Source organism: Pseudomonas sp. NMS19W (assembly GCF_051554255.1).
GTDB lineage: Bacteria > Pseudomonadota > Gammaproteobacteria > Pseudomonadales > Pseudomonadaceae > Aquipseudomonas > Aquipseudomonas kribbensis.
The window spans coordinates 3,448,395-3,471,969 of record NZ_CP136718.1; the positions used below are offsets into that span (position 1 = coordinate 3,448,395).

Below are 23,575 nucleotides of genomic sequence, written 5' to 3' on the forward strand. Positions count from 1 at the left end.
GGAAAAGTTTACTGAACCAGTTGATTGATCTCGATGATCGGCAGCAGCACCGCCATGACGATCACCAAAACCACCCCGCCCATCACCACAATCATCAGCGGCTCAAGCAGAGCGGTCATGCCCATCGCCCGGCGCTCGATATCGCGGGACAGGGTTTGTGCCGCACGCTCGAGCATCGGCGGCAGCGCACCGGTTTTCTCGCCGCTGGCGATCAAGTGAATCAGCACCGGCGGGAACACGTTCTCCACTTTCAGCGCCGCCGCCAGGTTGACGCCCTCGCGCACCTTAGCGGTAGCCTCATTGACGCTCAGGCTCAAGCGATCATTGGACAGGGTCTGCCGCGCCGCTTCCAGCGCTCGCAACAACGGCACCCCGGCGCCACCGAGAATCGCCAGCGTCGAGGCGAACCGTGCGGTGTTCAGCCCCAGCACAAAGCGCCCGATCAGCGGCAGCTTCAGCACCCGGTGATGCCAGCTCAAGCGCGCCGCCGGATTGCGCAGATACAGGCGCCAGCTCCAGAACGCACCGGCCATGACGCCCGCGCACAACCAGCCCCACGCCCGAATGAAATCACTGGCATTGAGCATCGCCAGTGTCAGCCCCGGCAGATCCTGCCGCGCCTGGGAAAACGCGCCGACCACCTGCGGCACCACGTAACTGAGCAGGAAAATCACGATGCCGATCGACACCAGCCCGACCACGCCCGGATAGATGAACGCGGTGAGAATCTTGCCGCGCAGGTTGTTGCGTTCCTCGATGTAATCCGCCAGCCGCTCCATCACCTGGGCCAGATCTCCGGACTCCTCGCCCGCCGCAATCAGCGCCCGGTAGATTTCCGGAAAGTCCCGTGGCCGCGCCGCCAGCGCTTCGGCCAGACGCATGCCACTGCGCACGTCGGCACGAACGGCGCTGAGGGTGTGGGCGATGTGTTTTTTTCGGCTTGCTCGACCGTGGCGCTCAGTGCAGCTTCCAGCGGCAGACTAGCGCCGAGCAGGCTCGACAGTTGCCGGGTGGCCCAGGCCAGATCGTTATCCGACAGTTTGGCACTGAACAAACCACCGCCGCCGTGCTGGGAGACGTTGCTTTCCTTCTCCACCGACAACGCCGTCAAACCACGACCGCGCAGCACGCCAAACGCCGCGCCCTGACTGTCCGCCTCCAGATGCCCGGATTCGATCTTGCCGCTGGCATCGGCGGCTTCAAAACGATAGCGATTCATCAGGCGTCCCGTGTCACACGAAGGATTTCTTCCGGCGCCGTGGCACCGCTGCGGATCCAGCGTTCGCCGTCCTCGCGCAGGCTGAACATCCCGGCCTTGCTCGCCGCCGCACGCAACGCCTGCTCCCCTGCCCCTTGGTGAATCAGGGTGCGGATGTCGTCATCGATGCAGAACAATTCGTGAATGCCGGTACGACCGCTGTAACCGGTGTAATTGCACGCCGCGCAACCAACCGGGCGCCAGGTGCCGGGCGTGGCCGGGTCTTCCTGTTTGCACTGATTGCACAGCCGTCGCACCAGGCGCTGTGCCAACACGCCGAGCATCGACGAGGCCAGCAGAAACGGCTCGACGCCCATGTCGATCAAGCGGTTGACCGCCGACACCGCGTCGTTGGTATGCAGGGTCGCGAGCACCAGGTGACCAGTCAGCGAAGCCTGCACAGCGATCTGCGCGGTTTCGAGGTCGCGGATCTCGCCGATCATGATGATGTCCGGGTCTTGCCGCAGAATCGCCCGCAGCGCCAGGGCAAACGTCATGTCGATCTTGGCGTTGACCTGAATCTGGCTGATGCCCGGCAAGTCGTACTCCACCGGGTCCTCCACGGTGAGGATGTTGCTGGTGCTCGCATCGAGCCGAGCCAGTGCCGCGTAAAGGCTGGTGGTCTTGCCGCTACCGGTGGGGCCGGTGACCAGCACGATGCCGTGGGGCTGGCGGATCAGGTGGTCGAGTTTGGCCAGCACCTGCGCGTCCATGCCCAGGGTTTCCAGATGCAGACGTCCGGCCTGCTTGTCGAGCAGACGCATCACCACCCGCTCGCCATGGCCGGTGGGCACGGTGGAGACACGAATGTCGATGGGCCGCCCCGCTACGCGCAAGGCAATGCGGCCGTCCTGCGGCAAGCGTTTTTCCGCGATATCGAGCTGCGCCATGATCTTGATCCGCGACACCAGCGCACCGTGCAACGCCTTGCGCGGCGAGACCACGTCGCGCAGGGTGCCGTCGACCCGGTAGCGCACCACCGAATGGGTTTCGAACGGTTCGATATGAATGTCGCTGGCCTCGTCCCGCGCCGCCTGGGTGAGCAAGGCGTTGATCATGCGGATCACCGGCGCGCCATCCTGGGTGTCGAGCAGGTCGGTGATTTCCGGCATGTCCTGCATCAGGCGGTCGAGGTCGACTTCGTTTTCCGCCGCACCGACCACCGCCGCCGCGCTGCCGGTATCGGCGTAAGCCGTGGCGAGCAAGCCGTCGAGTTCGTCATCGCGCACCCGTTCAAGCTTCGCCGCGCCGAACTGCCGCCGTACTTCGCTGATCGACCAGCCCGGCGTCGACGGGCACACCGTCAGCACGCCGTCGCGCAGCAGAATCCGCTGCGCCTTGGCCCAGGCGTAAGGCAAGCTGCTCATAACCGCGGGCCTGCTTCAATCGGCACAGCCTTGATCACCGCGCGGGGCCCGGAAGTCGGAACGGCTGCCGGCACGCCCTGCGCAGCGGTCGGCAATTGCGGCGCCTGCATGTCCGGCATCGCCCAGCTGCGTTCCGGTTGCAGACCGCCCTGAGCGCGGCGCATGAAGTCGTAGCGGTTAAGCGTAATGCTGCGGCCCGCCGCGCTGTCGCGGATGATGTACGGGCGCAGGAACACCATCAGGTTAGTCTTGGTGATCGAGCGGCGTTCGTTACGAAACAGTGCGCCAATCCCGGGAATGCTCGACAGCCACGGCACCGCGTCATTGCTCTGGCTGTAGCCATCCTGCAGCAGACCGCCGAGCACCATGATCTGCCCGTCATCCAGAAGGATGCTGGTATCGATCGCGCGTTTGCTGGTGACAATCCCCGCCGAAGTCGAAGCCGCCGAAGCGCGCTCGTCGATGCTGCTGACTTCCTGATAAATGTCGAGCTTCACCGTGCCGCCCTCGGAAATCTGCGGCCGCACGTTGAGCTTCAAGCCGACCTCTTCACGGGTCACGGTCTGGAACGGGTTGTTGCTGGTGCCCCCGCCGCCGGTGACGTAACTGCCGCTGACAAACGGGATGGTCTGGCCGACGAAAATGCTCGCTGCTTCGTTGTCCAGGGTCAGCAGGTTCGGCGTCGACAGCACGTTGGTGCCGCCCTTGCTCTTCAGCGCCCGGGCCAGCACTTTCAGGTCGAGAATCTTGCCGATGCCGGGGATGTCGACGGTGCCGTTGACGTAGCCGAGGTTCAAACCTTTGGGCAACACATCGACACTGGTCTTGCCGTTGACGTTGATCCCCGAACCGCCAAGGTTGGCGCCGCCGATCACGCCATTACCGGCCAGATTGCCGGTCTGCCATTGCACGCCGAACTCGCTGGCGTCGTCCTCGCCGACTTCGACGATCAGGCTTTCGATCACCACTTGTGCGCGGCGCTGGTCGAGCAGATCGATGACTTCGCGCAGGTTGCGGTACAGCGGCTCGGGCGCGGAAATCAGTAAGGTGTTGGTGGTCGCGTCCGCCTGAATGGTCACGCCACCGGCGCTGAAGGCCACGTTCTGCTCGCTGCTTTGCGCGTTGCTGCTGCCACTGCTATTGCTGCTGCCTTGGGCATAGCTGCCGCCGGTGCTGCCGTTGTTGGTGGTCGAAGTGCTGCCGTTGGTTTGCGTACCGCTCTGGCCGTTCTGCCCGCCGCCCGAATTGGTGGAACTGCCCATGGCGCTGAGCACCGAACGCGCACTGTCGCTGGTGCCACTGTCGCTCTCGCCGGTCAACAAACCGCGCAGTGCCTGGGCCAGCTTGCCGGCCTGGGCGTTGCGCAGATACACCACGTGCAGATTGCTCGGGTTGCTCTGGGCGTTGTCGAGTTTGTAGATCAGGTTGCGCGCCAGCTCCGTACGCTCGGGGCTGCCGGCGCGGATGATGATGGTGTTGGAACGCGGGTCGCCGATCACTGCGATTTTCTGGGTTGGATCATTGCCCGGCGCATCGAGCAAGTCAGCGACCATCGGTGCGATGTCGGCAGCGATGCCGTTCTGGATCTGCACCACGTCGGTGTCGATGGCGCTCGGGGTGTCGATGCCCTGAATCAGTTGCGCGACCCGCGTGAGGTTCTCGGCGTAGTCGGTGACGACGATGGTGTTGTTGCCCGGGTAGGCGTTGATCGGGTTGTTCGGCGACACGATCGGGCGCAGCACCGGGATCAGGTTCACCGCGTTCTCGTATTGCAGGCGGAATGTGCGGGTGAGCATGCCGTTGCCGGCCGGTTTGTCGGCGCTGTAGATCGGCCCGCCGAGCAACTTGGCATCGGCCTCCGGCACCACCTGCGCCACGCCGCCGACGTCCACCACGCTGAAACCCTGCATCCGCAGCGCCGCCAGCAGCATGTCGTAAGCCTGATGCGCCGGCACCTGGCCTTCGGACACCAGCGTAAGGTTGCCCTTGACCCGAGGATCCACCAGAAACTGCTGACCGGTGGAGCGCGATAACGCCCGCACCACCGCTTGAATATCCGCGTCGACAAAATTCAGCGTCACCGGCTGATCGCCCAAAGGGTTCGCCGGCAACGTCGTGCCCCGGGCCAAACCGCCGTTACGGGCGCGTTCGGTGATGTTGTGCAATTGCTTCGGCGCAGGTCTTGCCTGAGCCTGCGCCCGCTCGCGGTCGAGCACCGCGTCGCCACTGCGCTGGGTGTTGGCCAGCGGCCGGCCGAGTTCGCTGTCCACCAGCAGCGGCGGTTGATTCGGTGGCGTGGTGTTGCTGCACGCGCTCAATGCCATCAACAGCATCGGCAACGCCATGCGTTTGGACCCTGACCCCTTCATGAAGCTTCCTTAGCGCCCAGCGCCTGATCCATGCGTACGGTGCCCGACAGAGTGCCGGCCGTGTCATCAGTCGCGGCGTCGTCTGCACGTTGCAGACGGGCCTCGACCACTTGCAGTGAAAAATTCCGGGGTTGGCTCAGTAGCCAGTCAAGCACGGCGTCGGCCGGTGCCGCATCGAAGGTCAACTGCCAACCGGCGGACGCGGCCGCCAATTGGTAATGGCCGCCCAGTCCGCTGGCCTGCAAGGTCTGTTGCATCGACTGCTCCAGGTTCTGCCCGTCCGGGCGCACACTGACATCGCGCAACAGCACTTCCAGCGCTTCGGCCTGGGCGCGCAGTTTTGGGGTTTCGACTTGTGAGGCGGCGATCTTCTTCAGCGGCGGCTGAACCAACGCCACCCACACAAACAACCCGAGCAACAGCGCCGCCATGCCGCCGACCATGCGCTTTTCCCGTAGCGCCAACGGCTGCCAACGGGCCTGCAACTGAGCGTTGAAGCGCTGCCAGCCGGCGCGGCATTTCGCAAGCGAGGGGCTATTCATCTTCGGCTCCGCTGCTGTCGTCGTTGTCGGTGGCAGCGGTCGCCTCGCCGGCCGGGCGCAGGACCCAGCCGTCGTCATTCGGGCTGATGCTGATGCCGGCCTGAGCCAGCGTGCCTTGCCAGTCCTTGTCGTTGCCCGAACGCCGGGCCTCGGGCAGCAGACTCAGTTGCAACGCGCCGTCGACAAACTCCAGCCGCTGCACCGTGCCCGCCATGGACGGCATGCCGCTGCCGGCCTGCAACACCAGCCGCGTGAAATCCTGACCCGGCGCATCCACCGCGCCCTGCTGACGCGCCGCGATTTGCTGACGGGCCTGTTGCAGCGGATTGAGGATCACCGGCAACTCGGGGAACGCCTGCTTCACCCGCTGCGCCATCTGCGCCTTGAGCTGCTGGCCCTGCCCGGCCTCGCGGGCGGCGTACAGGTTCAAACCAATCACCCACACCGCCAGCGCCAGCGCACAGCAACCCAGCGCCCTGCCCCAACCGCGATGTTCGGTGCCCGGTTGCTGAAGGCCGCCGTGCAGTCCCCAGTTCGGCAATGGGCCGGAGCAGCGTTGCGTGTCGGGCAATGTCGATTGCACCGCCTCCGGCGCGCCGTCACCGATCCAGTGCGCCGGCAGACCGGTTTCCAGCAGCCACGCTTCATCGATCATCGGCTGCACCTGCGCCGCATTCGGGCCGTGGCGCAGCAACAGATGCTCGTTGTGCAAGCAACCGACGCCGCCCGCCATCACCGGCAAGCTGTAGGCCGCCGGGTACAGGCCTTTGAGGTTCAAGCCGAATTGCCCGAGGTGCTGCAAATCCTTGCGTGCTACCCAGGCAATCTGCACTTGGCCGCTTTCATTCCGAGCACTGTGGGCGATGTGCATCTCGGCGCTGTCACCGAGCATCAAGGCCTGCGCCGCACACTGCACCGCCGCAGCGGTTTTGTTCGCAGGCAGCGGCGGCAGATCAATGCTCGCCAGCAGGCTGTCCGACGGGTGCAGAAAACACACCAGCGGTTGCTTCGGCAGCGCGCCGAGGCGCACGCGCTCCTGGCGAGCGACCTGCCCCTGACGATCCAGCCAAGCACAATCCACTTCACTGTCGAGACTCAGCTCCGCCAGCGGCGGCAAACTCACGCGCAACTGGCTCATACGCCCACCCGCGACCAGATCACTTGTGGCAAACGATCCTGGCTGCGATGCAGCAACGCATCGAGGCTGACCCGCCGCTGATCGCGCCGCGCCTGCCCGCGCAGCCGGAACCAGTCGCTGGTGATGCCGACCTTGACGCTGGTGATCTCCAGTTGCGGCAGTCGCAGCCGATTGACGAAATCCCCGCGATTGATAAACCAGCGCCCGGCGTCACGCTCATTGATCAACGCCTGCGCCCGCTCCAGCGACAGCCCCGGCACATAAGCCGCCAGCACCGGCGCCGTGGCGGTGTTGCCGTTGAGCCAGGTGGTCGCCGGAATCACCGTCAGGTATGGCGCCAGTTTCGCCAACAGCGCATCGTTGACCCCGTCGACACTGCGCAAATCGTCAAGCGTGCGCAGCATCGGCAAGGTCGGCGATTGCGGTTTGCGCGAAGCGGACGGCGACGTCGCACGCCCGCTGTCGAAGGTGTTTTTCGCCACAGGCTTGTCCACCACTTGGGCATTCAACAGGTGCGGATACGAGCCGATCACCCGCTGACTGATGCGCCGGCTCAAGCCGCTGCTCACACCGATCAACTCGCACAAGCGCTCGAACGCCTGCACCTGCGCGTCATCGATCCGCTCGTTGGCCACCAGATTGCGCAGGTTGAACTTGCCCTGCTCGTCCTCCAGCCGCCCCTCGAAACCCTGGGTGTTCAACCGCTGCGCCCAAGGCTGATCGAGTCGGGTCAGCGGATCGCGCTGCCGCGCATCCCACAACAATTGCCGGCTGATCTCCAACCCGCCGTGCAACACCCAACGGCCCTGCACGCGCAATTGTTCGGCTTCCAGCGCCCGGGTCGAAACGCTCTGGCGCGTCAGCATGCCGGCAGCGATCACCGCGACCACCGCCGCAATCAGCAGCGCACTGATGATCGCCATCCCCCGCTGGTTCGATTGGCTGTTCATGACCGGCCTTACAACTGCCAGGAACCGATGTCGGCATTCACGCCTTCGCCGTCAGGCTGGCCGTCGGCGCCGAGGGAAAAGATATCGATCTCGCCGTTGGCACCGGGATTGAGGTACTGATAAGGACGACCCCACGGGTCATTCGGCAGGCGCTCCAGGTACGAGCGCCAGTTGGTGTTCTTGGCATCGGCCGGCCGCTCCACCAGCACCTTCAGGCCCTGGCTCTGGCTCGGGTAAGTGCCGTGATCGAGGCGATACAGCTTCAGCGCCTGCATCAACCCGCCAATATCCTGCTTCGCCGCCGTGGCCCGCGCCTGATCCGGCCGGTCGAGCACCTTGGGCACCACCATCGCCGCCAGAATCCCGAGAATCACCACCACCACCATGATCTCGATCAGCGTAAAACCCTGCTGCCCACGGGGCATCCGGCTCGGTCGACTGGGCTGTTTGAACTGCGCGATATCCATCTCGTCATTCCCTGGCTTGATTCGATTCGACGCGCAGTGTTGCAAGAAGATATGTCAGGGATGTTGAAAATCCTCGGGTGTTTTCGTCGTCAAGCCGTCAAGCACGGGCGTTAGCGTCAAGGGCTGCCCGACTGCCCGAGCCCCCGATGCGCACCCCCTCCCCGCAAGCCGGATTCACCCTGATTGAAGTGCTCGTCGCACTGGCGATCATCGCCGTGGCCATGTCCGCCGCCGTGCGCGTGGCGGGGTTGATGACGCAGAGCAGCGGGATTTTGCGGGATCGCTCGATTGCGATGATTGCGGCGCAGAGTCGGATGGCTGAACTTCGGTTGGAAGGGAGATTGCCGATGGGGGTCAAGGCGATGGAGTGTGATCAAGGGCGGTTGTTGTTGCGGTGTGAGCAGGTGATTGGGGGGCGGAGAATGGACGGTTGCTCAAGGTTGGGGTGCAAGTTTTTGATCGCAGCCAGGAAGCGCCGGCGTTGGCCAGACTTGAAACGTTGCTCAGCCGTCCCGAAAATCCCTAGCCCTAAACCGTCCCGAAACGCCGGACGGCTCGGAGGTATATGAATCAGCCGAGGGACATTTCCGACACCCACCTAAAGATCTAAACCAACCTGCACATACCGCGTTGAATCCATAATCAACTCGATCTCTCAGGTCGATGTAAAGCGCAAGACACCTCGGTCGGCCCCCTCTCCCTCCGGGAGAGGGCTGGGGTGAGGGCCGCTCTTCAACCCACTCGTTTACTCCCTCCCAAAACCCCGTTTAAAAGACACCATCCGTAACGTCCTCAAGGCTACACAACCTTGCGTCATTACCTACGACTACGCCAGAATCCGCCGGCTTGTGCGTCTAGTACGCGGGTCTTATCGTTCCATGGTCACTGAAAACCAGTGATCGGGTTTGGTAGCCCGCAGCGCTGACGCATTGCGTCACCTCATGCAGTTGCATTCGTGCGACTGGATTTATGGTGGCCATGCTCAGGGCTTCTTCGGAAGCGCCGGTTCCAGTGCTCCGGTCTACCAACCTGCGTATGGTCGCCACCCCCTCGTTTGGTAGCGAGAGTGGTTGACTCCAATTCAATCAGTACTGGAGTTACATCAATGATCAAACCAACACCCAACCCACCAGAAACCGACCCGGTTTCCCCCTACCAATTCCCCGACTCCCGAACCCTCAACGAAGCCGCCGAACGCGCCCTCGACCACTACCTCACCCCACAACAACGCATCATGGGCAGCCACACCAAACACGACCCCATGTTCCTGGCCAACCCGGCCTACAACAGCGAATCCCTCCTGGCCAACGCCAGCGAGTCCCTCGATTCCGCCAGCGAAATGCTCAGCAACTTCGCCGCCATTTTGGAACCCGGCCACCGAAAAACGGCACTGGGCATCGCGCAAGTGGTGATGGTCGCGGGGCTGGCGGTGAATCAGGCGTTGGATCATGTTGAGGTGAAGACGTGATCGGCTGAGCGCTGTAGCCCAGCAGCCGGAAAGAAAATGGCCGAGGTTGTCAGGTGTGACTGACAACCTCGGCCAAATGCGTTTTTCTCTGTACCAAAAGCTTCAACCGACCCGAACGCGAAGGTGTTACGGGCTGCTCGCTTTAAGGTCATTCACAAGCCGTCAACCAAAGAATTGTAAGAAATGTTGAGCGCAACATTTGCCTCAGGCATCCTGTGCGACGCAAACGTACATGGGTGGTGGAGTTTGATGCTCTCCTCCACCAAAGCACGCTTCCTGCTCTGCCGAACGGTTGATGTAAGCGCTATCTCAGTGGCCGGAATTTCTAATCCAATCAGGCCAAGGACATCTGAATCTTTGAAAAGGAACTTCCCGTGAGCGGCAAACCTGCAGCCCGAGTCACAGATCCCACCAGTTGCCCGCTCCCGGGGCACGGCACAAATCCAATTGTCAGCGGCTCTCCCAACGTCAATTTCGATGGCCTTCCCGCCGCTCGGATGACCGATAAATCCGCGTGCGGTAGCCCGATCACCGGCGCGGTCAGCTCTACGGTTTTTATCAATGGGCTGAATGCCGCGACTCAAGGCAGTACCGGCGGCCACGGCAACGTAGTTGTAGGTGGTTCCGGCACGGTCATTATCGGCGACACCGTTGTATCAGCGCCCTTTAGCGGCCTGATGCCAATGCCGGTGCACTTCAACGACAAGTTCAGGCTTATTGACGACGAGTCAGGGGAGCCCCTGGCTAATCTTGATTACGCCATTCAGCGAGCTGACGGCAGCATTGAGCACGGTGTCAGCGATTCAATGGGGTATACGCACGTAGTCAGCTCGCACCTCGCCGAAACGATCCAACTGTTTTTGGAGGATTGAACATGGATGTCAAAGTAAATAACGGAAGTTTTCCTCATGGCTGAAGTCATTAGCAAAAACGGCCGAAAAATGTCACCTGTAGCCACCAGAACGGTGACACCTGTCAAAGACTCCAGCCCTAAAGCTGTATCCGTAGACGCAAAGCAACAAAAGAGGCGTGCCGAGAATGCGGAGTTCTTAAAGAATCAAAATGTGAAGGCCTTTCTGGATACGTTGGCTAAAGTCGAGGGTGGCGATTATCACGCGAAATTCGGGTATGGCTGGGCACCCGGCTGGAAATCCGGGAAGTGGACATTCAGTGATGAGTCCACTCACCCAGGACCAGGTCATGGTGGTTCAACGACAGCTTCTGGAAGGTACCAAATCACGAAAGCCACATGGTCGGAACTCTCCATCAAAGCAATGGGGCTATCTGACTTCAGCCCCGGAACCCAGGATTTGATTGCCGTTGAGCTCCTGCGCAACGTGAGTGCCATCGAACCGCTGATCGGCGGCGACTTAAAAACGGCAGTTGGAAAAGCATCAAAAAAATGGGAAGCGTTACCTATGGGGCCGGGGTTGGCAAACCGACCAATTAACGGAAAGCCTTCCGGCCAACCTTATACCGAGTACGACGAAGTAGAAAAAATATATAAAGGCTTTGGCGGTACTGTTAAATGAAACTAAAAATATTAGCCATCAGCCTTTTAGGTTGCGTCAGTTTATTTTCTAGCGCAGCAGACCTTCCTATCAAAGAGGGAATGCCATTTTCGAAAGCCCGCAAAGCCTTGATCAAAAATGGCTGGAAGCCGAATCCGACCTACTCAGGTGAGTTCGGGGTTGAAAGCGTCATCCAAAGAAAAGGCTTCAGTGAAATCGAGTCTTGCACGGAAGGCGTCCGTTACTGCAGCTTCAACTACATCAAGGGCGGAGATTGTTTAGGTGTAGGAACTGTCGGCGAAGAAGTCAAAGACATGAAGATTTATTCCTGGAACTTCAAATGCCCTGAAAAGGATTGAAGCCAGAAATCAAAAGGGACAGGAGTCTGTTCCTTTTTGTGTAACGATCAAATGAAGACCCCGACTATCCTGCTCCTCGCAATGTATTGCACGGGTATAAGCTTTGCGTTTGCCGGCGGCTCGCAAGCGACAAACGTAAAGCACGGGCCAGCAGGCATCGCCGTCGATGAGCCCTTGGTGTCGGCCAGATCCAAGTTGATCAAACAGGGATGGAAGCCGACCCGGATGCACACCAGCGATGGCTATGAATACAGTGCTGTCGAGCGCGAACTGGCTGCTCACAATTTTCTGGAACTCGATACCTGCTCTTTTGATAACTCGCGCTGCATCCTGTTCTATTCAAAGGAAGGTGCCTGCCTACGCGTCGACACCATGGGGGAGCGGCTCAAAGACATGACGGTTACGCGATGGGCCGATGAATGTCCGGATGCGCTTTTAGAACTAGACAGCGGCGAAGCGAGTTAATGAAGGGAGTGTAGAAACAAAGGGGACCGATTATTTTCTGGAAATAAACAAGTCCCCTTTTTCACTATTTCACATGGCAAAGCTGATTGGAGTGGATGTACGAATTCTATTTCAGCACACGCTGGGCAACCAATGCTGATTTGACGAAATAGCTTTGGATTTCCTGCATGCCACACCGATAACCCAGTAGCCATACATCATCGCAAGCACATACTTTTATTCAGGACCACAGTAATAATGAAAAATCAAAACCTGACGAGCAACACTACTTCTGGGGATTCGCAGCCGATTAGTAGAGGAACAAATTTTCGCGACCTCATGAAGCGAATTGCATTAATTAGCGCCACTATTTGCTTTTTACTATTTATTATTCCGACTAATTGGCGAACTGTATACTTTACAACAAGTGTGCTTTTTCTAGCCGCTGGGGTCGTAGTTAGGGTGATGCAAATCCTTCACCCAGGAAAATATGAATTCACCGAGTTGTGGGGAGTCATAGTAAATTGGTACGAAAACCTTGAGCGCCGTCATCAACTTTACCTTAATGTCACCTTATGCCTCCCCTTACTTGGTTATCTTTACCTGCTGGACGCAAAAAATTTATTTACACCGATGGCTATATTATTTTTTATATATTGCCTAGCCGTTGCGGCGCATGACGTTTATCGCATCTACGCAATTCTCTATGAAACCACGGTTGGCAAAGGGCTTATTGCCATCGCATTTGCTATTGGCTCTAATCTCGCCTTCAGCATCTCGGGAAAAATAATCGGCGGAATGACTCATGTACCGCCTACAACTTTTCCGCACACTTTGTCTTTTCTAGCAATTTTTGCGATTCCATTTCTTTTTATTGCCGCAGGAACCATCTTCATCCCTATATCCGTTGTAATGGCTCCACTTCTCATTTACGGATCAAGCTTTGCGGCAAAAGCACCACGACTCACCAAGTGGTTTTTCGGGATTAAGCTTAACGGCAAAGGAAGTCGCTACATTATTGCAACGGTAATTTTTCAAATAATTTTTTATTCGGCGATGGGAGGGTTCGCACCAACAACATTTCTTCTTTTGCTAAATCGATACAATCAACAAATAGAATCAACTATTGGAGCATCTATATTTGAGTTCGACATGTATCCCGGCACAGAATGCAAAATTGATTCTAGCTATCGCCAAGCATCGTTAGGTGATGAGAACTACATTCTGGCAAGTAAACAATCAACGGGAATAAAATTCGAACCCCCAAAGAAATGTGCTCTTTGACATGCCCACTTGCTAGTGCATTCAAAGGAGCAAACAAAGGAGACTGATTTATGAAAATTAATTAGTCCCCTTTGTTGCCCCTTGTTGTCCACATCTCAATAGACGGAAATATAATGGACGAGGTTGTCAGATATTACTGACGACCTCGACCAAATGAACGCTCTTTTTTACGGCACGCTTCAACGCCATTCCGAGGCTTCGGCAAGAAACAATCGCTCGGACCTCAGCCACTTTCGCGTAATCCGAACTAGTTTGAACTCCAGCTGTTGCCCGTTAGGGCCCTAGCATCTGCACGAATTGTTCGGCATCAACATATCTCAGTGCATTGAAACCGTTTAATAGACCCGAACATCGTAGCCTAGTGCCCTCAACCCTTTACTGGTTCTGCCATTACGTGGTGGGCATAGTTCAGGGCGAGCCCACCCTGCAAGCTCTGCAATTTGATTATTTCCAAAATGCGGAAATCTTCTGGCTGAACTATGCACAACCTCAAATAGTCTTGCCGGTAGTTCATTCGGAGAACCGCCATCCAGGACAAACGCTATGATATCTAAGACTGTTTCCCCCCTTTCATTGCGCTGGTTAAACAACAGCGAGGCGAATGCATTAACACGCTGCGCCTCAGTAATATTTTTCGCGCCCCTCAAACTTAACTCCTCAAGCCTCATACGACGCACATGGTCTACGGTTGAATGGTTGGCTTGCAAAACTTTAGAGAACTCGTCGAGAGAAAGAGCGCTCACCTTGTCCTTCGCTAGATAGCGACGTATGACCGGGGCTCGGACATGACAATTCTCGTCTTCACTGGATGGAGGTGCTTCCAGTTCAGACCACCATCTCAATGCAGCGAGCATACTTGCGGCTGGATTTTTTCGATTCTTCTGATAGTGCTCATCAAACGGATGACGAACACCATCAACCACTTTGTTATAGTAGAAAGCGTGCAAAAACTGATCAGCTTGCCAAGCCGGGGGCACATCTTGATTGAGCCACCTCGGTCGATAGTCCGGCGCTTTGTCAGCAATATCTCTCAAAACAGAAAGGCCATTGCGCCATTCTTTAATGAAAGATTCCCGGCGAACATCCAGCGCTTTTTCTGAGCTGGTAAATGCAGGGCCATCCCACTTCTTTATGCTCCTCATACGTTCTGAAACTTGCTCAAGTTTTTGCAGATCCTTCTCTCTAGACCTAAGAATACTCTCTTGCTCCTGGATTATTTCCTCCGTCAACTGCTGGGCTGCGTCGCAGGATATTAGTGACTCAAAGAACCCCTCTATCTCAGCTATGCCTCCGTTGGATTCTAGATCCTGTTCCGGAATAAATACGCCAAACTCAATATTAGATACCCAAGCCCTTTCGGTAAGGTTTGCGGAACCAATGTATACGCCATGATTCTTCCACCAAATTACCTTTGCGTGAAGAACATCGGGAATTAGCATGCAAAAAATATTTTTACCACTGCTTCGAAGTAAAATTCTGAGAAGGCGAGGATCTACCGGAACCGTATGGTCATATCGCATCCAGATGTCGAGTCTACGTCCGTGCTCAATGCAGTTTTCGACGAGAGTAGTTCCATCACTGCCATAGGCGATGGCCGCACGTACCCAATCAACCTGAACACTCTCTCCAGGAAGCACATTCCTGAGAAAGCTTCCGTTTAACTTATTTGCATAGAAATTCACGAATTCTCTTCCACGGTAAAATCTTGCTCAAATTAAAAGAGGCGCGCATTCAAAGACAATGAATGCATTTATTTAGATAATACACACTCTATTTACGGCCAACCAAATTGGGAACCGATCTATTTTCACCTTATACAAAAAACTTCCGTCCACTTTTACTTCTCTAATCACTACTCTCATCGTACCAGTGAAACGACGATTCAATGAGGCGTCGATACTGCGTATCGATCTGCCGCGGAGCAAGACGAACATATTGTTCGGCTATCTCTCGCCGCTCACCGGTGAGCCTTTCTAGATACTCAACAACCTGCTCGGCTGAAGGCGTGACTTCTTTACCATTAAACTTGGGGGGAAGACCGGTCCATATCACTTGATCAATGTCATGCGCATCGGCCCATTCGGATAGATGCGGAATCAGTCTTGGCGAAGGCTGGCCCACAGACCACCTACACACATGCCTTTCAACATTTTTCCTCAGTATTCCTTCCCGGCAGGCCAAAGCCTCTATCGCGGAGGCGAGATCCTCTGATTGCATTAGAGCCCACAGGGAGTGAACAACACTTTCAGATTCAATTAACACCAGCGTAATTCGCCCATTGCGCGATTGCCGAGCGAACTCGACTGGTATCAGAGGGCCATCCATGAACCATTGCCCCTGAATTGGAAATCCTTTTGGCTCCCAAATTAAGGAGCCCCATCCCAGACAAGCGATACGAGTCAATGTGCCCCCTTCAACTCAGTCCTCTTTTTCAACCTCTCATTTTGGCGATTTCTCTCGACCGCTTATCTAGAGCACTCCGCCATACCGCTAACCTTTCAATATCCGCACCCAATTCGTCAGGGTCTGGTATTGGAAGCCGTCCTACGGGAGTTGCCGCGTCATGCTCGAACTTGGAGCTTTTGGACATGCCGCTTTCTACCTCCCGATAATCATCGTCGGTGACGACAACCGATTTCAGGCGCTGTGTCGACACTCCCTCGCCGAATCTTTGGACTGCCCCGTTCAGGAGCACCTCTTCAACACATCGCTCCCAAGCAAGGCGCAAACGACCGTAGCAAGCAGACGTCAAGCGACGAAGTTCATCTTCATCGCCGCTCTTCTGCGCGTTGCGAACCTCCACCAACTCTTGTCGAAGCCTTGCAAGCCGATCCTTGGTACCGACGACGTCGAATGGCAGCTCATGCGAGTGCACACCATATCCTTCCGCAGTGCGACGAATATAGTTCTTGGTCAATTGAGCCCCTAGCTCCTCGACTTTTTGCTCCAAAATACAAAGAAAGTAGATGTCGTGAGTGAAGATAATCACCTGTCGGTTTAGCGCTTCTAAAGCTAAGCGCTCTGCAACTTCCCAGCGACGTCGGTGATCTAGCGAAGACACTGGATCATCCAAGACTATTCCTCCACGCCCTTTGCCGAGCTTAATCTCGGCAAGGAAGGATGCAATTGCGATAGCTCGCTGCTCCCCTTCACTGAGAATGGCTGCAGGAGTACCTCCGCCTGGTAATTGCAAAACGAGCTTGAATTGCGTCCTACCACCTGGAGACTCAGGCTTCATCACGATCTGAAGCTGATGCACTTTAAGATGTTTGAGTTCGTCGTTGAGAGCGTCCGCCAGCTCCTGACTAGCGGTGGTCCGTGAAAGTTCGGTGGATTTTCTAGAAATGGCTCGAGTATCAAAACCATCGATGCACAATTGGAGCTTACGACCTGCCTCATGCTTGGCAATCGCTTCCAAAACAGCGTCCTTGATCTCGCCCAGACGTATCCGTGCATCAAGCTCTCGCTTCTCCGCCATCATCTGAGAGCGAATCTTTTCGTCCGCCGTAGCGTCCAGCGCTTTGGACTGATTCAGTAAGCCTTCAATTACAGCGGTTAAACCGGGGCATGGGTCAGTCGATAGTGCCAATACCTCTTCCCACTTGAGCTCACCCGCAGCGGCTTGAAGAATCGAAGCCCGCCGACTGTTCAGGCATGTTTGCATCGACGAACAGACAGCAGCGAGCTCGGGATCAAGCTCGGTTAACTCTTCCACAAGACCATCACGAAACATTACGTCCAGTGTCGCCTTTTGGACTGCCCTGTAGGCCGTGGCTGCAGTATCACGAGCCTCCTTCGCGTCCTTTTCGGCAGCTTGTTTAATGAACGTATCAAAGCGAATTAGGTGCGCAACACCTTCTATACCAAGCTGGTTTTGGCAGAGGGGACATGCAGAATCCTGAGGTATCTCCGGAAACTCATGACCTGGATGACTCACTTGTGCGAAAACTCTGGCAGCGTCAAACAGCGCCTTCCATTCTTCACCTCCAGTGCCCGTAAGTTGACCCGGGGTTTGTTTGAACTCTTGCGCTGCCAGCTCTGCCGCAGCTTTTGCAGTTTTCGAGATTTCAATAAGTTGTCTAAGCTGGCCTACCGCTCTCTCGTCAACCAATGCAATCGCTACCACCAAGCGATCTTTTAAGCCGGAGAAACGCGTTACCTTTTGGCGTAACGCTTGTGCTTTTTGCTTCGGATCTGCTTCGGCGAGGGTTTGAGTCAAAAGCGATAATCGATCTAGCTCAACTTGAGTAAGCGCGGCAAGAGTCTCTATTTGCTGTGGAAGGGTAGTGCTCGGGATGCCGAGTAATGCGGCGGCGACCTGCGTTTGATCCTTCGTAAGGGCGGCATACGATGCGTCAGTCGGAGCATTCGCTGCCTTCTCCTGCGTGGCACGCGCTTTCAGCTTGTTACATACGCCAGCCATCCCTTCCAAGATATCCAGCCCGTATGGCGCATAAGCAAAGTCACCATGGTTATCAATGTAAGCACGAGCGCAATAAGTATCGAAGATGGCAATGTCCGAAAGCGGCTCGGGAGCAACGGCTCCGTATTGCCAGGAAAGATCGGTTGTCACACCGTCTATTACGGTTTCAAAAATTGCCTGGGCGACGCCAGCTGTCTTTGGGTCAAGGTTGGCGTTTGGGAGAATTGGCTCGCGCCGATCCCTGGCGCGGCATGCATGTTTGAACACCCTCGAGTAACCCGATTTTCCCGCGCCGTTTTCGCCGTAAATTACGGTCAAACCAGTCAAGGAGATGGGAACACTTCCCCCGTTGGCTAAGGCATTTACGTTTACAAGCTGCTTGATCGCAGCCACCTGTACTAACCGTGCTGGATCGTTCGGCTGAGCTATCAATGCATCTTCAAGCTTCTTGGGATTTCGACCCTCAGGATCCGGGATTCCAGATTCGGCCTTGGCCAACGCATAAAGATCGTCAAGATCGGCAGCACTGAGAATTCGATCTTGGTAAAGGCGAGCAATTGCATCTTGCTGCCACGCAGGCAGTCCATTAGACCACGCGTGAATTTCCTGAATGATCGTCACCCACCTACTCCTTGGCGTAGAACAACCACACCGATGAATAAAAAGCGGAAACTTGCCTTCAGTATGTCTAGCAGACAAAAGCAAATCAGGAAGTAGTCAGCAAAATAAATTTAGAACCTGCCCCCCGCATTTGAGGAGGTAGAAACGAAGCGGCGCTTTGCTCTGAAAACAACCACAAACATTTTTCACACTGCCGTTCTCTTCATGTGCCGTGCTGATTGAACCGACAATGTAGAAGGCACTCTCCAACTGAAACGTCAAAATTTCTTCCTTAAAGCTCATTAATCACGGCCTCAACAACCTAGGCATCTCCACCCCCTCCCCCAACCTCTCCACCCCCAACCTCACCCTCTCCCCACCTTGCTCAATCACCACCCCATCCCCCTCCACCGCCACCAACTTCACCCCAGGACTCACCCGCTCCCCCTGCAAAAAACTCCTCGGCGGTCCGTCGTTGAGGCTGAGTATCGCCACCGCCCCCCGACTCCCCGCCATCACGCCGCTGACCTTGATTTCCACCGGCGCAGTGCGGTTGGAGAACCACTGCAACGCCGGGTTATCGCTGCGCGCAGCGAGCAGTTGCGGGGTGGCGGCCGGGGTGTGGGATTCGGCGGTGGTCAGGAGCAGGGATGACCAGGTGGCTATGCCGACCAGGGCGGCCAGCAGTGCGGCGGCCTGGGTGATTTGGGGGGTGAAAAGCGTGCGGTGAATCTCATGGGCTGAATCTCCTTTTAGTCCCGGTGACCAGACTACGCGGCAATTCTCACGGTTTTATTTCACACGCCTTACATGTTGGCCGTGCAGGATGGTTTTTTGGGACGGGGCTGGACGCAAGGGAGTGCGCATTCGATGAACCGGTGCAGGCAGCAGGGTTTTACGCTGATCGAGTTGATGGTGGTGCTGGTGATCATCGGTATCGCCAGTGCGGCGATCAGTCTGAGTATCAAGCCCGATCCGTTGCAGTTGCTGCGCAAGGATGCCGAGCGCGTGGCGCAGTTGCTGCAGATTGCCCAGGCCGAGGCCCGCGCCGATGGGCGGCCGATTGCGTGGTTGAGCGATGGCAAGGGGTTTCGGTTCAGTCGGCGCAGTGACAGTGGCAAGGGCTTTGATCATTTCGATCGGGACCCGCAGTTGCGGCCGCGTCCCTGGCAGAGTCCGAAGCTGGAGGTGCGAGTGGAGCCGAAGCAGAAAGTGGTGCTGAACGCGGAGTGGATCAATCCGCCGCTGCAGTTGACGCTGTCTGACGGGCTCAATCGGTTGAGCGTGCTGCGCGATGCTTCGGGCCGGATTAGCGTGCAATGAACAGACAACAGGGTTTTACGCTGATCGAGGTGATGGTCGCGATTCTGTTGATGGCGGTGGTCAGTCTGATTGCCTGGAAGGGGCTGGACAGTGTCACCCGCGCCGACAGCCATTTGCAGGCCAGTGGTGAACAGAGCGACAGCCTGTTGCGGGCGTTGAATCAGATGCAGCGGGATGTGGAGATGCGCGCCGGGATCGAGCTGACGGAGCCGAAGAAGGTTGGTACGGAGGATGAGCCGGCGACGGCCCCGCCTGCGCTTACGGTGCGCAGCAGTGACAGCAAGGGGTTTCGGCTGGACATCATTCGTAGCGCGGCGGATCAGCCGGGGGCTTTGCAGCGGGTGCGCTGGTGGCTCAAGGGGGACACGTTGTATCGCGCGGTGGCGCCGGCGCGGAGTCGGTATCCGTTACCGGCGCCTACGGCTGGGGTGGCGGTTTTGGGTGAGGTGAGTGATTTGCAGGTGCGGGTTTGGGAGATGGACAAGGGGTGGCGGCAGTTGAGCGGGAATCGGCGGGAGGATCCGTTGGGGTTGGAGGTGCGGTTGACTCGGCAAGCACCGCAAGGGCCGGAGAAATATCGGCAGGTGATGGGGCCGTTGGAGTAAGCCCTGTCAACTCAAAACCCTTGTGGGAGCGGGCTTGCTCGCGAAAGCGGTGGATCAGCTGCGAATGTATTGACTGACACGACGCCTTCGCGAGCAAGCCCGCTCCCACAGGGGGGTTGGGGTGGTTTTGAATACTGTGTTGGGTTAGCTGAGGACTACGACGCCGCCCGGGAGTTCGGTGCATTTGACGCCGTAGGCATCACGGATCAGTGCACCTACCCCGGCCAGTTGATCAAGAGAGAAACGCGCTTGTACGCGGCGTTGGCCGAGTTCGCGATTGAGCAGCAACAACATGCCCGGACGATAGCGGTTGATCTCGTCGATCATCTGGCTGAGGCTCGTGCCGTTGAACACCAGTACCTGCTGACGCCAGTTCATCACCGCCGCCGTGTCGACGCTTTGCACAGTGCCAACCTGTTGCGCGTCATAGGTCAGTTGCTGGCCCGGTTCCAGTCGCAGGCTGCGACCCTCAACTTCCACTTCTACTGCGCCATCCAGGCACGTCACGCACACCTGTTGATCGAGGTTGCGCAGGTTGAACCGCGCCCTGCTCGCCCGCAGCCATCCGCCACCGGCCTGCATCGCCATCGGCAGCCGTGCGGTCTGTACTTCGACTTCGCCGCTGACCAGTTCAAAGCCCTGCACGCCCTCATCCACCGAACGCTGGTTGATGCGGGTCTGGGTGTTCAGTTCCAGGCTCAGGCCGTCGGCCGGTTCGACCCGACGTTGCTGGCCGACTTCAGTGATGTAATCCGCGCCAAGCCCTGAGAAGCCGCCCGGTATCGTGCCGCGCACCAGCAAGAAAGCGGCCGACGCAGCAATCGCGCCGCCGAGAAAGGCCCGTCGTCCAAACCGGCGTGGCGCCTGCATCGCTTCCGCCGCCGGTTGCAGCAGGTGCCACAACGCCTTGCACTCTTCAAAGGCGCGGGCGTGTTCGGGGCTCTGGGCGCACCACTGGCGTAGCGCTCGGGCGTCGGCGACCGTGGCGCGGCCGGAGGTCAGCAGGATCAGCCAGTCGCGGGCTTCGCTTTGCAGACGCTCGGCAGGCGTGGGCTCGGCAGGTGTCAGACGGAAGATGTTCAAACGCACAGGTACTCGACGGGTTGATCGGGACACTCAATCGGAGCTTCATTCACTAGACGGTTTTCCGGCCCCGCGACCGAACCGCTGAAACACTTTTCTTTCCAGTTTGGCCGCGCAGTGTCCGAGGGCGGCCTTGATTTCCTTCTCGACCATGCGCGTGGAGATGCCGAAACGCTGGGAGATTTCCAGGTGCGGCGCTTCTTCCAGCCGTGCGGCGATGAAGATCCGGCGGCGCCGGGCCGGCAGTTCGTAGAGGGCGCTGAGCAGGGACTGGATTTCCTTTTGGCCGCCGACCACGCGCATCGGGTCCAGCGCTTCGTCGCTGACTTGCAGCAGTTCTTCGACTTCGCTGCCGGTGAGCAGCCGCGCATCGGCCTGGCGGCGGTCGGCGGCGATGTTCAGGGCCATGCGATAGAGGTAGGCGTTGGGCCGCAGCAGGTTCGGCGGCGCTTCCATGCGGTCGACCCGCAGGTAGGTTTCGTGCAGCACGTCGTTGGCCAGGTCCTCCGAGCCGAGACGGCGTCGCAGGCGTACCCGAAAGTCCTCGTAGGACGTCAGGAACAGCTGGACCATCGAACTTTGTCCGGCGTCTTTCATCCCCCGGAAACTCCTTCCCATTGTGTGCATTCCATGCGCTTTCCTGACGATTCGGGTAACAACAGCAACGTGACTGGCTGGCGCAATGCGCCGGGTGTGGGCCGGTCGATCTTGAGCGTGTGAAAACTGTCTACCAGCGCTGCATCGCGCCGAACATCGCCGGTCGAGGTGACCAACCGGTTGTGCTGCACCACGCCGTCGCGGCCGATCCACAGCTGCAACACCGCGCGAAAACTGCCAGGCCGGGTCAGCGGCGAGCGGCACAGGTTGCGCTCGATGGCCGCCTGCACCGCCGTGGCGTAACTGCGGTTGACCGCGACGCTGGCGGGGGTCGGTTTCTCCGCCGGCAATGGCACGTCCTCGACTTGCGCCACCTGCAAGGTGAACGCGTCGTCGCGGCTGTACTTGGCCATCAACCCGCTGCCGCCGAGCATCCGGCGCAACGCTTCCGCAGCGGTGAATTCGCCATCCACCGCCAACGAACGTCGACCGCGACTCAACTGACTGTCGACCAGCACCGCCATGCCGGTGGCGCGGCTGAACTGATCGAGGGCGCGGGCCAGTTCCTGGGCCGGGATGTGCAGCGTCATGCGCATCGTCGCCGGCACCGGGTCGGCGCTGGCGCGGCTCAGAAACAAGCCAAGCAGCAGCCCCAGACAGAGCTGGCGCATGAGCGCTGAGCGCGCAAATTCGTCCCTGGCACGGCCTCGCTGCACGGCTGATGCACCCCTGAAAACCGTCATCCTGAGGGCTGTTTATGAATCTGGTGTGACGGCCACTGCAAAAAAACCATCACGGGATCGACGCCGTCGTTGCACTAGACTCTTGAGCTAGAGCGGCCCCTTCGGGCCGGCCAGGAGGCACACATGAAATCACTGTGGACATTGGCGCTGAGCGGGCTGTTGTTGACCCTGTCGGGCGGCGTGCATGCCGAGCAGGCAGTGGGTTGCGTCGAGGTGACCGTGGGCGGTTACAAGGCGCCGAATTACGACTGCCTGAGCCAGCAGATGGGCAACAACCCCGACGGCGCGGCGGCTGCGCAGAAGAATCAGGAAGCGATGAATGTGCCGGTCAACAAGCGGCCGCCAAATCAGGTGGGGCTGGCGACGCCGGCGGCTACCAGCACGCGGATGGGCAATACGTTTGGCACGTCGGTGAAACCGCAGCGGCCGCCGAACTAGTTTTTACCTGTTCCTACCCACGCTCCCGCGCGGGAACGATCATCAACTAGTGATCGCTGGGAACTTGCCGGAAACTCACCGCGAGGCGATTCCAGCTGCTGATGGTGCTGACGGCCATGGTCAGGTCCACCAGTTCGCCTTCATTGAACTGTGTCCGCGCCTGCTCATAGACGTCGTCCGGCACATGACTTTCCGCCAGCAGCGTCACTGCGTCGGTCCAGGCCAGCGCCGCCCGCTCGCGCAGGTTGAAGAAGCCGCTGTCGCGCCAGACCGCGATGGCGTACAGCCGTCGATCCGTCTCCCCTGCCCGCCGAGCTTCCACCGAATGCATGTCGGTGCAGAACGCGCAGCCGTTGAGTTGCGAGGCGCGGATTTTGATCAGGTGCAGCAGCGGCGCCTCGATGCTCAGGCTGCTGGTCAGCGCTTCCAGGGCAATCATTGCTTTCATGGCTTTGGGTGAAGCGCTGTAGTAATCCAGACGCGGGGACATGGGCGGGTCTCGGGCAGCAGAAGAGTGATTTCACGGTAAGCGCTGGTGCGCCACGGTTACAGCCCCAATTGCACGGAAAACCGGCAGACCACTGATCCTTGACCAATTTCCGGTTT

22 protein-coding genes and 3 pseudogenes are annotated in these 23,575 nt (G+C 58.1%); 10 read left to right on the forward strand and 15 right to left on the reverse strand.

Going from position 1 to position 23,575, the window contains the following annotated elements; translation table 11 throughout:
• Window positions 1-8: 8 nt before the first annotated feature.
• From gspF to gspG, 7 genes and pseudogenes are all read right to left on the reverse strand, one after another.
• A pseudogene (gspF, locus tag R1A29_RS15530) lies at window positions 9-1,219 on the reverse strand (type II secretion system inner membrane protein GspF).
• Window positions 1,219-2,625 (reverse strand): type II secretion system ATPase GspE, encoded by a 1,407-nt coding sequence (gspE, locus tag R1A29_RS15535; protein WP_438298813.1) that lies wholly within the window; start codon window positions 2,623-2,625, stop codon window positions 1,219-1,221. The pseudogene gspF and the gene gspE overlap by 1 nt, the downstream one beginning before the upstream one ends.
• The gene (gspD, locus tag R1A29_RS15540) at window positions 2,622-4,994 is read right to left on the reverse strand and encodes a type II secretion system secretin GspD (RefSeq protein ID WP_438298814.1); all 2,373 of its coding nucleotides are present in this window, start codon (window positions 4,992-4,994) and stop codon (window positions 2,622-2,624) included. Before gspD ends, gspE begins: the two co-directional genes overlap by 4 nt.
• Window positions 4,991-5,536 carry a type II secretion system protein GspM gene (gspM, locus tag R1A29_RS15545; protein ID WP_438298815.1) on the reverse strand — a complete coding sequence of 182 codons (546 nt, stop codon included), beginning with the start codon at window positions 5,534-5,536 and terminating at the stop codon, window positions 4,991-4,993. The genes gspD and gspM overlap by 4 nt, the downstream gene beginning before the upstream one ends.
• The gene (gene gspL, locus R1A29_RS15550; protein ID WP_438298817.1) at window positions 5,529-6,674 is read right to left on the reverse strand and encodes a type II secretion system protein GspL; all 1,146 of its coding nucleotides are present in this window, start codon (window positions 6,672-6,674) and stop codon (window positions 5,529-5,531) included. The genes gspM and gspL overlap by 8 nt, the downstream gene beginning before the upstream one ends.
• Window positions 6,671-7,624 (reverse strand): type II secretion system minor pseudopilin GspK, encoded by a 954-nt coding sequence (gene gspK, locus R1A29_RS15555; protein ID WP_438298819.1) that lies wholly within the window; start codon window positions 7,622-7,624, stop codon window positions 6,671-6,673. The genes gspL and gspK overlap by 4 nt, the downstream gene beginning before the upstream one ends.
• An 8-nt stretch (window positions 7,625-7,632) precedes the next feature.
• Window positions 7,633-8,091: a type II secretion system major pseudopilin GspG gene (gene gspG / locus R1A29_RS15560; protein WP_408984893.1), complete on the reverse strand. Its 459-nt coding sequence runs from the start codon at window positions 8,089-8,091 to the stop codon at window positions 7,633-7,635.
• A gap of 146 nt (window positions 8,092-8,237) precedes the next feature.
• Here gspG and gspI point away from each other — a divergent pair.
• The 7 genes and pseudogenes from gspI to R1A29_RS15595 all read left to right on the forward strand — a co-directional run bounded on the left by gspI (window position 8,238) and on the right by R1A29_RS15595 (window position 13,157).
• Window positions 8,238-8,617 (forward strand): annotated as a pseudogene (gene gspI / locus R1A29_RS15565) (type II secretion system minor pseudopilin GspI).
• 579 nt (window positions 8,618-9,196) lie between these two features.
• On the forward strand, window positions 9,197-9,559 hold the full coding sequence (locus R1A29_RS15570) for a DUF6124 family protein (protein ID WP_102621811.1): 363 nt from the start codon (window positions 9,197-9,199) through the stop codon (window positions 9,557-9,559).
• A 374-nt stretch (window positions 9,560-9,933) separates the two neighbouring features.
• Window positions 9,934-10,431, forward strand: coding sequence for a PAAR domain-containing protein (locus R1A29_RS15575; RefSeq protein WP_438298820.1), 498 nt, complete (start codon window positions 9,934-9,936; stop codon window positions 10,429-10,431).
• Between the two features lie 36 nt (window positions 10,432-10,467).
• Window positions 10,468-11,091 carry a hypothetical protein gene (locus R1A29_RS15580; RefSeq protein ID WP_438298821.1) on the forward strand — a complete coding sequence of 208 codons (624 nt, stop codon included), beginning with the start codon at window positions 10,468-10,470 and terminating at the stop codon, window positions 11,089-11,091.
• Window positions 11,088-11,429 carry a hypothetical protein gene (locus tag R1A29_RS15585; protein WP_438298822.1) on the forward strand — a complete coding sequence of 114 codons (342 nt, stop codon included), beginning with the start codon at window positions 11,088-11,090 and terminating at the stop codon, window positions 11,427-11,429. The genes R1A29_RS15580 and R1A29_RS15585 overlap by 4 nt, the downstream gene beginning before the upstream one ends.
• A 51-nt stretch (window positions 11,430-11,480) precedes the next feature.
• Window positions 11,481-11,894, forward strand: a complete 414-nt coding sequence (locus R1A29_RS15590; protein ID WP_438298823.1) for a hypothetical protein — start codon at window positions 11,481-11,483, stop codon at window positions 11,892-11,894.
• Window positions 11,895-12,131: 237 nt separating this feature from the next.
• Window positions 12,132-13,157, forward strand: a complete 1,026-nt coding sequence (locus R1A29_RS15595; RefSeq protein ID WP_438298824.1) for a hypothetical protein — start codon at window positions 12,132-12,134, stop codon at window positions 13,155-13,157.
• Between the two features lie 335 nt (window positions 13,158-13,492).
• Here R1A29_RS15595 and R1A29_RS15600 read toward each other — a convergent pair whose 3' ends face one another.
• The 4 genes and pseudogenes from R1A29_RS15600 to R1A29_RS15615 form a co-directional block, all read right to left on the reverse strand.
• Window positions 13,493-14,839: a phospholipase D-like domain-containing protein gene (locus R1A29_RS15600; protein ID WP_438298825.1), complete on the reverse strand. Its 1,347-nt coding sequence runs from the start codon at window positions 14,837-14,839 to the stop codon at window positions 13,493-13,495.
• A gap of 163 nt (window positions 14,840-15,002) precedes the next feature.
• Complete coding sequence (locus R1A29_RS15605) at window positions 15,003-15,482, reverse strand: hypothetical protein (RefSeq protein WP_438298826.1); 480 nt, start codon at window positions 15,480-15,482, stop codon at window positions 15,003-15,005.
• A 106-nt stretch (window positions 15,483-15,588) separates the two neighbouring features.
• On the reverse strand, window positions 15,589-18,201 hold the full coding sequence (locus R1A29_RS15610) for an AAA family ATPase (RefSeq protein ID WP_438298827.1): 2,613 nt from the start codon (window positions 18,199-18,201) through the stop codon (window positions 15,589-15,591).
• Between the two features lie 285 nt (window positions 18,202-18,486).
• Window positions 18,487-18,917, reverse strand: a pseudogene (locus R1A29_RS15615) (type II secretion system protein N).
• A gap of 133 nt (window positions 18,918-19,050) precedes the next feature.
• On the opposite strand from R1A29_RS15615, the gene gspH reads away from it, so the two are divergent.
• Window positions 19,051-19,503, forward strand: a complete 453-nt coding sequence (gene gspH / locus R1A29_RS15620; RefSeq protein WP_011334577.1) for a type II secretion system minor pseudopilin GspH — start codon at window positions 19,051-19,053, stop codon at window positions 19,501-19,503.
• Window positions 19,500-20,108 carry a prepilin-type N-terminal cleavage/methylation domain-containing protein gene (locus tag R1A29_RS15625; RefSeq protein ID WP_438298828.1) on the forward strand — a complete coding sequence of 203 codons (609 nt, stop codon included), beginning with the start codon at window positions 19,500-19,502 and terminating at the stop codon, window positions 20,106-20,108. Before gspH ends, R1A29_RS15625 begins: the two co-directional genes overlap by 4 nt.
• 144 nt (window positions 20,109-20,252) lie before the next feature.
• Here the strand turns inward: R1A29_RS15625 and R1A29_RS15630 are convergent, their stop codons facing one another.
• Genes R1A29_RS15630 through R1A29_RS15640 form a run of 3 tightly spaced genes read right to left on the reverse strand, consistent with a single transcriptional unit; the run spans window position 20,253 to window position 22,459 of the window.
• Window positions 20,253-21,191, reverse strand: coding sequence for a FecR family protein (locus R1A29_RS15630; protein WP_438302053.1), 939 nt, complete (start codon window positions 21,189-21,191; stop codon window positions 20,253-20,255).
• Between the two features lie 45 nt (window positions 21,192-21,236).
• Window positions 21,237-21,788, reverse strand: a complete 552-nt coding sequence (locus tag R1A29_RS15635; RefSeq protein WP_011334580.1) for an RNA polymerase sigma factor — start codon at window positions 21,786-21,788, stop codon at window positions 21,237-21,239.
• Window positions 21,785-22,459, reverse strand: a complete 675-nt coding sequence (locus tag R1A29_RS15640; protein WP_438298829.1) for an STN domain-containing protein — start codon at window positions 22,457-22,459, stop codon at window positions 21,785-21,787. The genes R1A29_RS15635 and R1A29_RS15640 overlap by 4 nt, the downstream gene beginning before the upstream one ends.
• A 195-nt stretch (window positions 22,460-22,654) precedes the next feature.
• Here R1A29_RS15640 and R1A29_RS15645 point away from each other — a divergent pair, with 195 nt between their 5' ends.
• Window positions 22,655-22,969 carry a hypothetical protein gene (locus R1A29_RS15645; protein WP_025109823.1) on the forward strand — a complete coding sequence of 105 codons (315 nt, stop codon included), beginning with the start codon at window positions 22,655-22,657 and terminating at the stop codon, window positions 22,967-22,969.
• Between the two features lie 46 nt (window positions 22,970-23,015).
• Here the strand turns inward: R1A29_RS15645 and R1A29_RS15650 are convergent, their stop codons facing one another.
• A complete protein-coding gene (locus R1A29_RS15650; RefSeq protein ID WP_248741893.1) occupies window positions 23,016-23,459 on the reverse strand; it encodes a carboxymuconolactone decarboxylase family protein in 444 nt (147 codons plus the stop codon).
• Window positions 23,460-23,575: the final 116 nt, after the last annotated feature.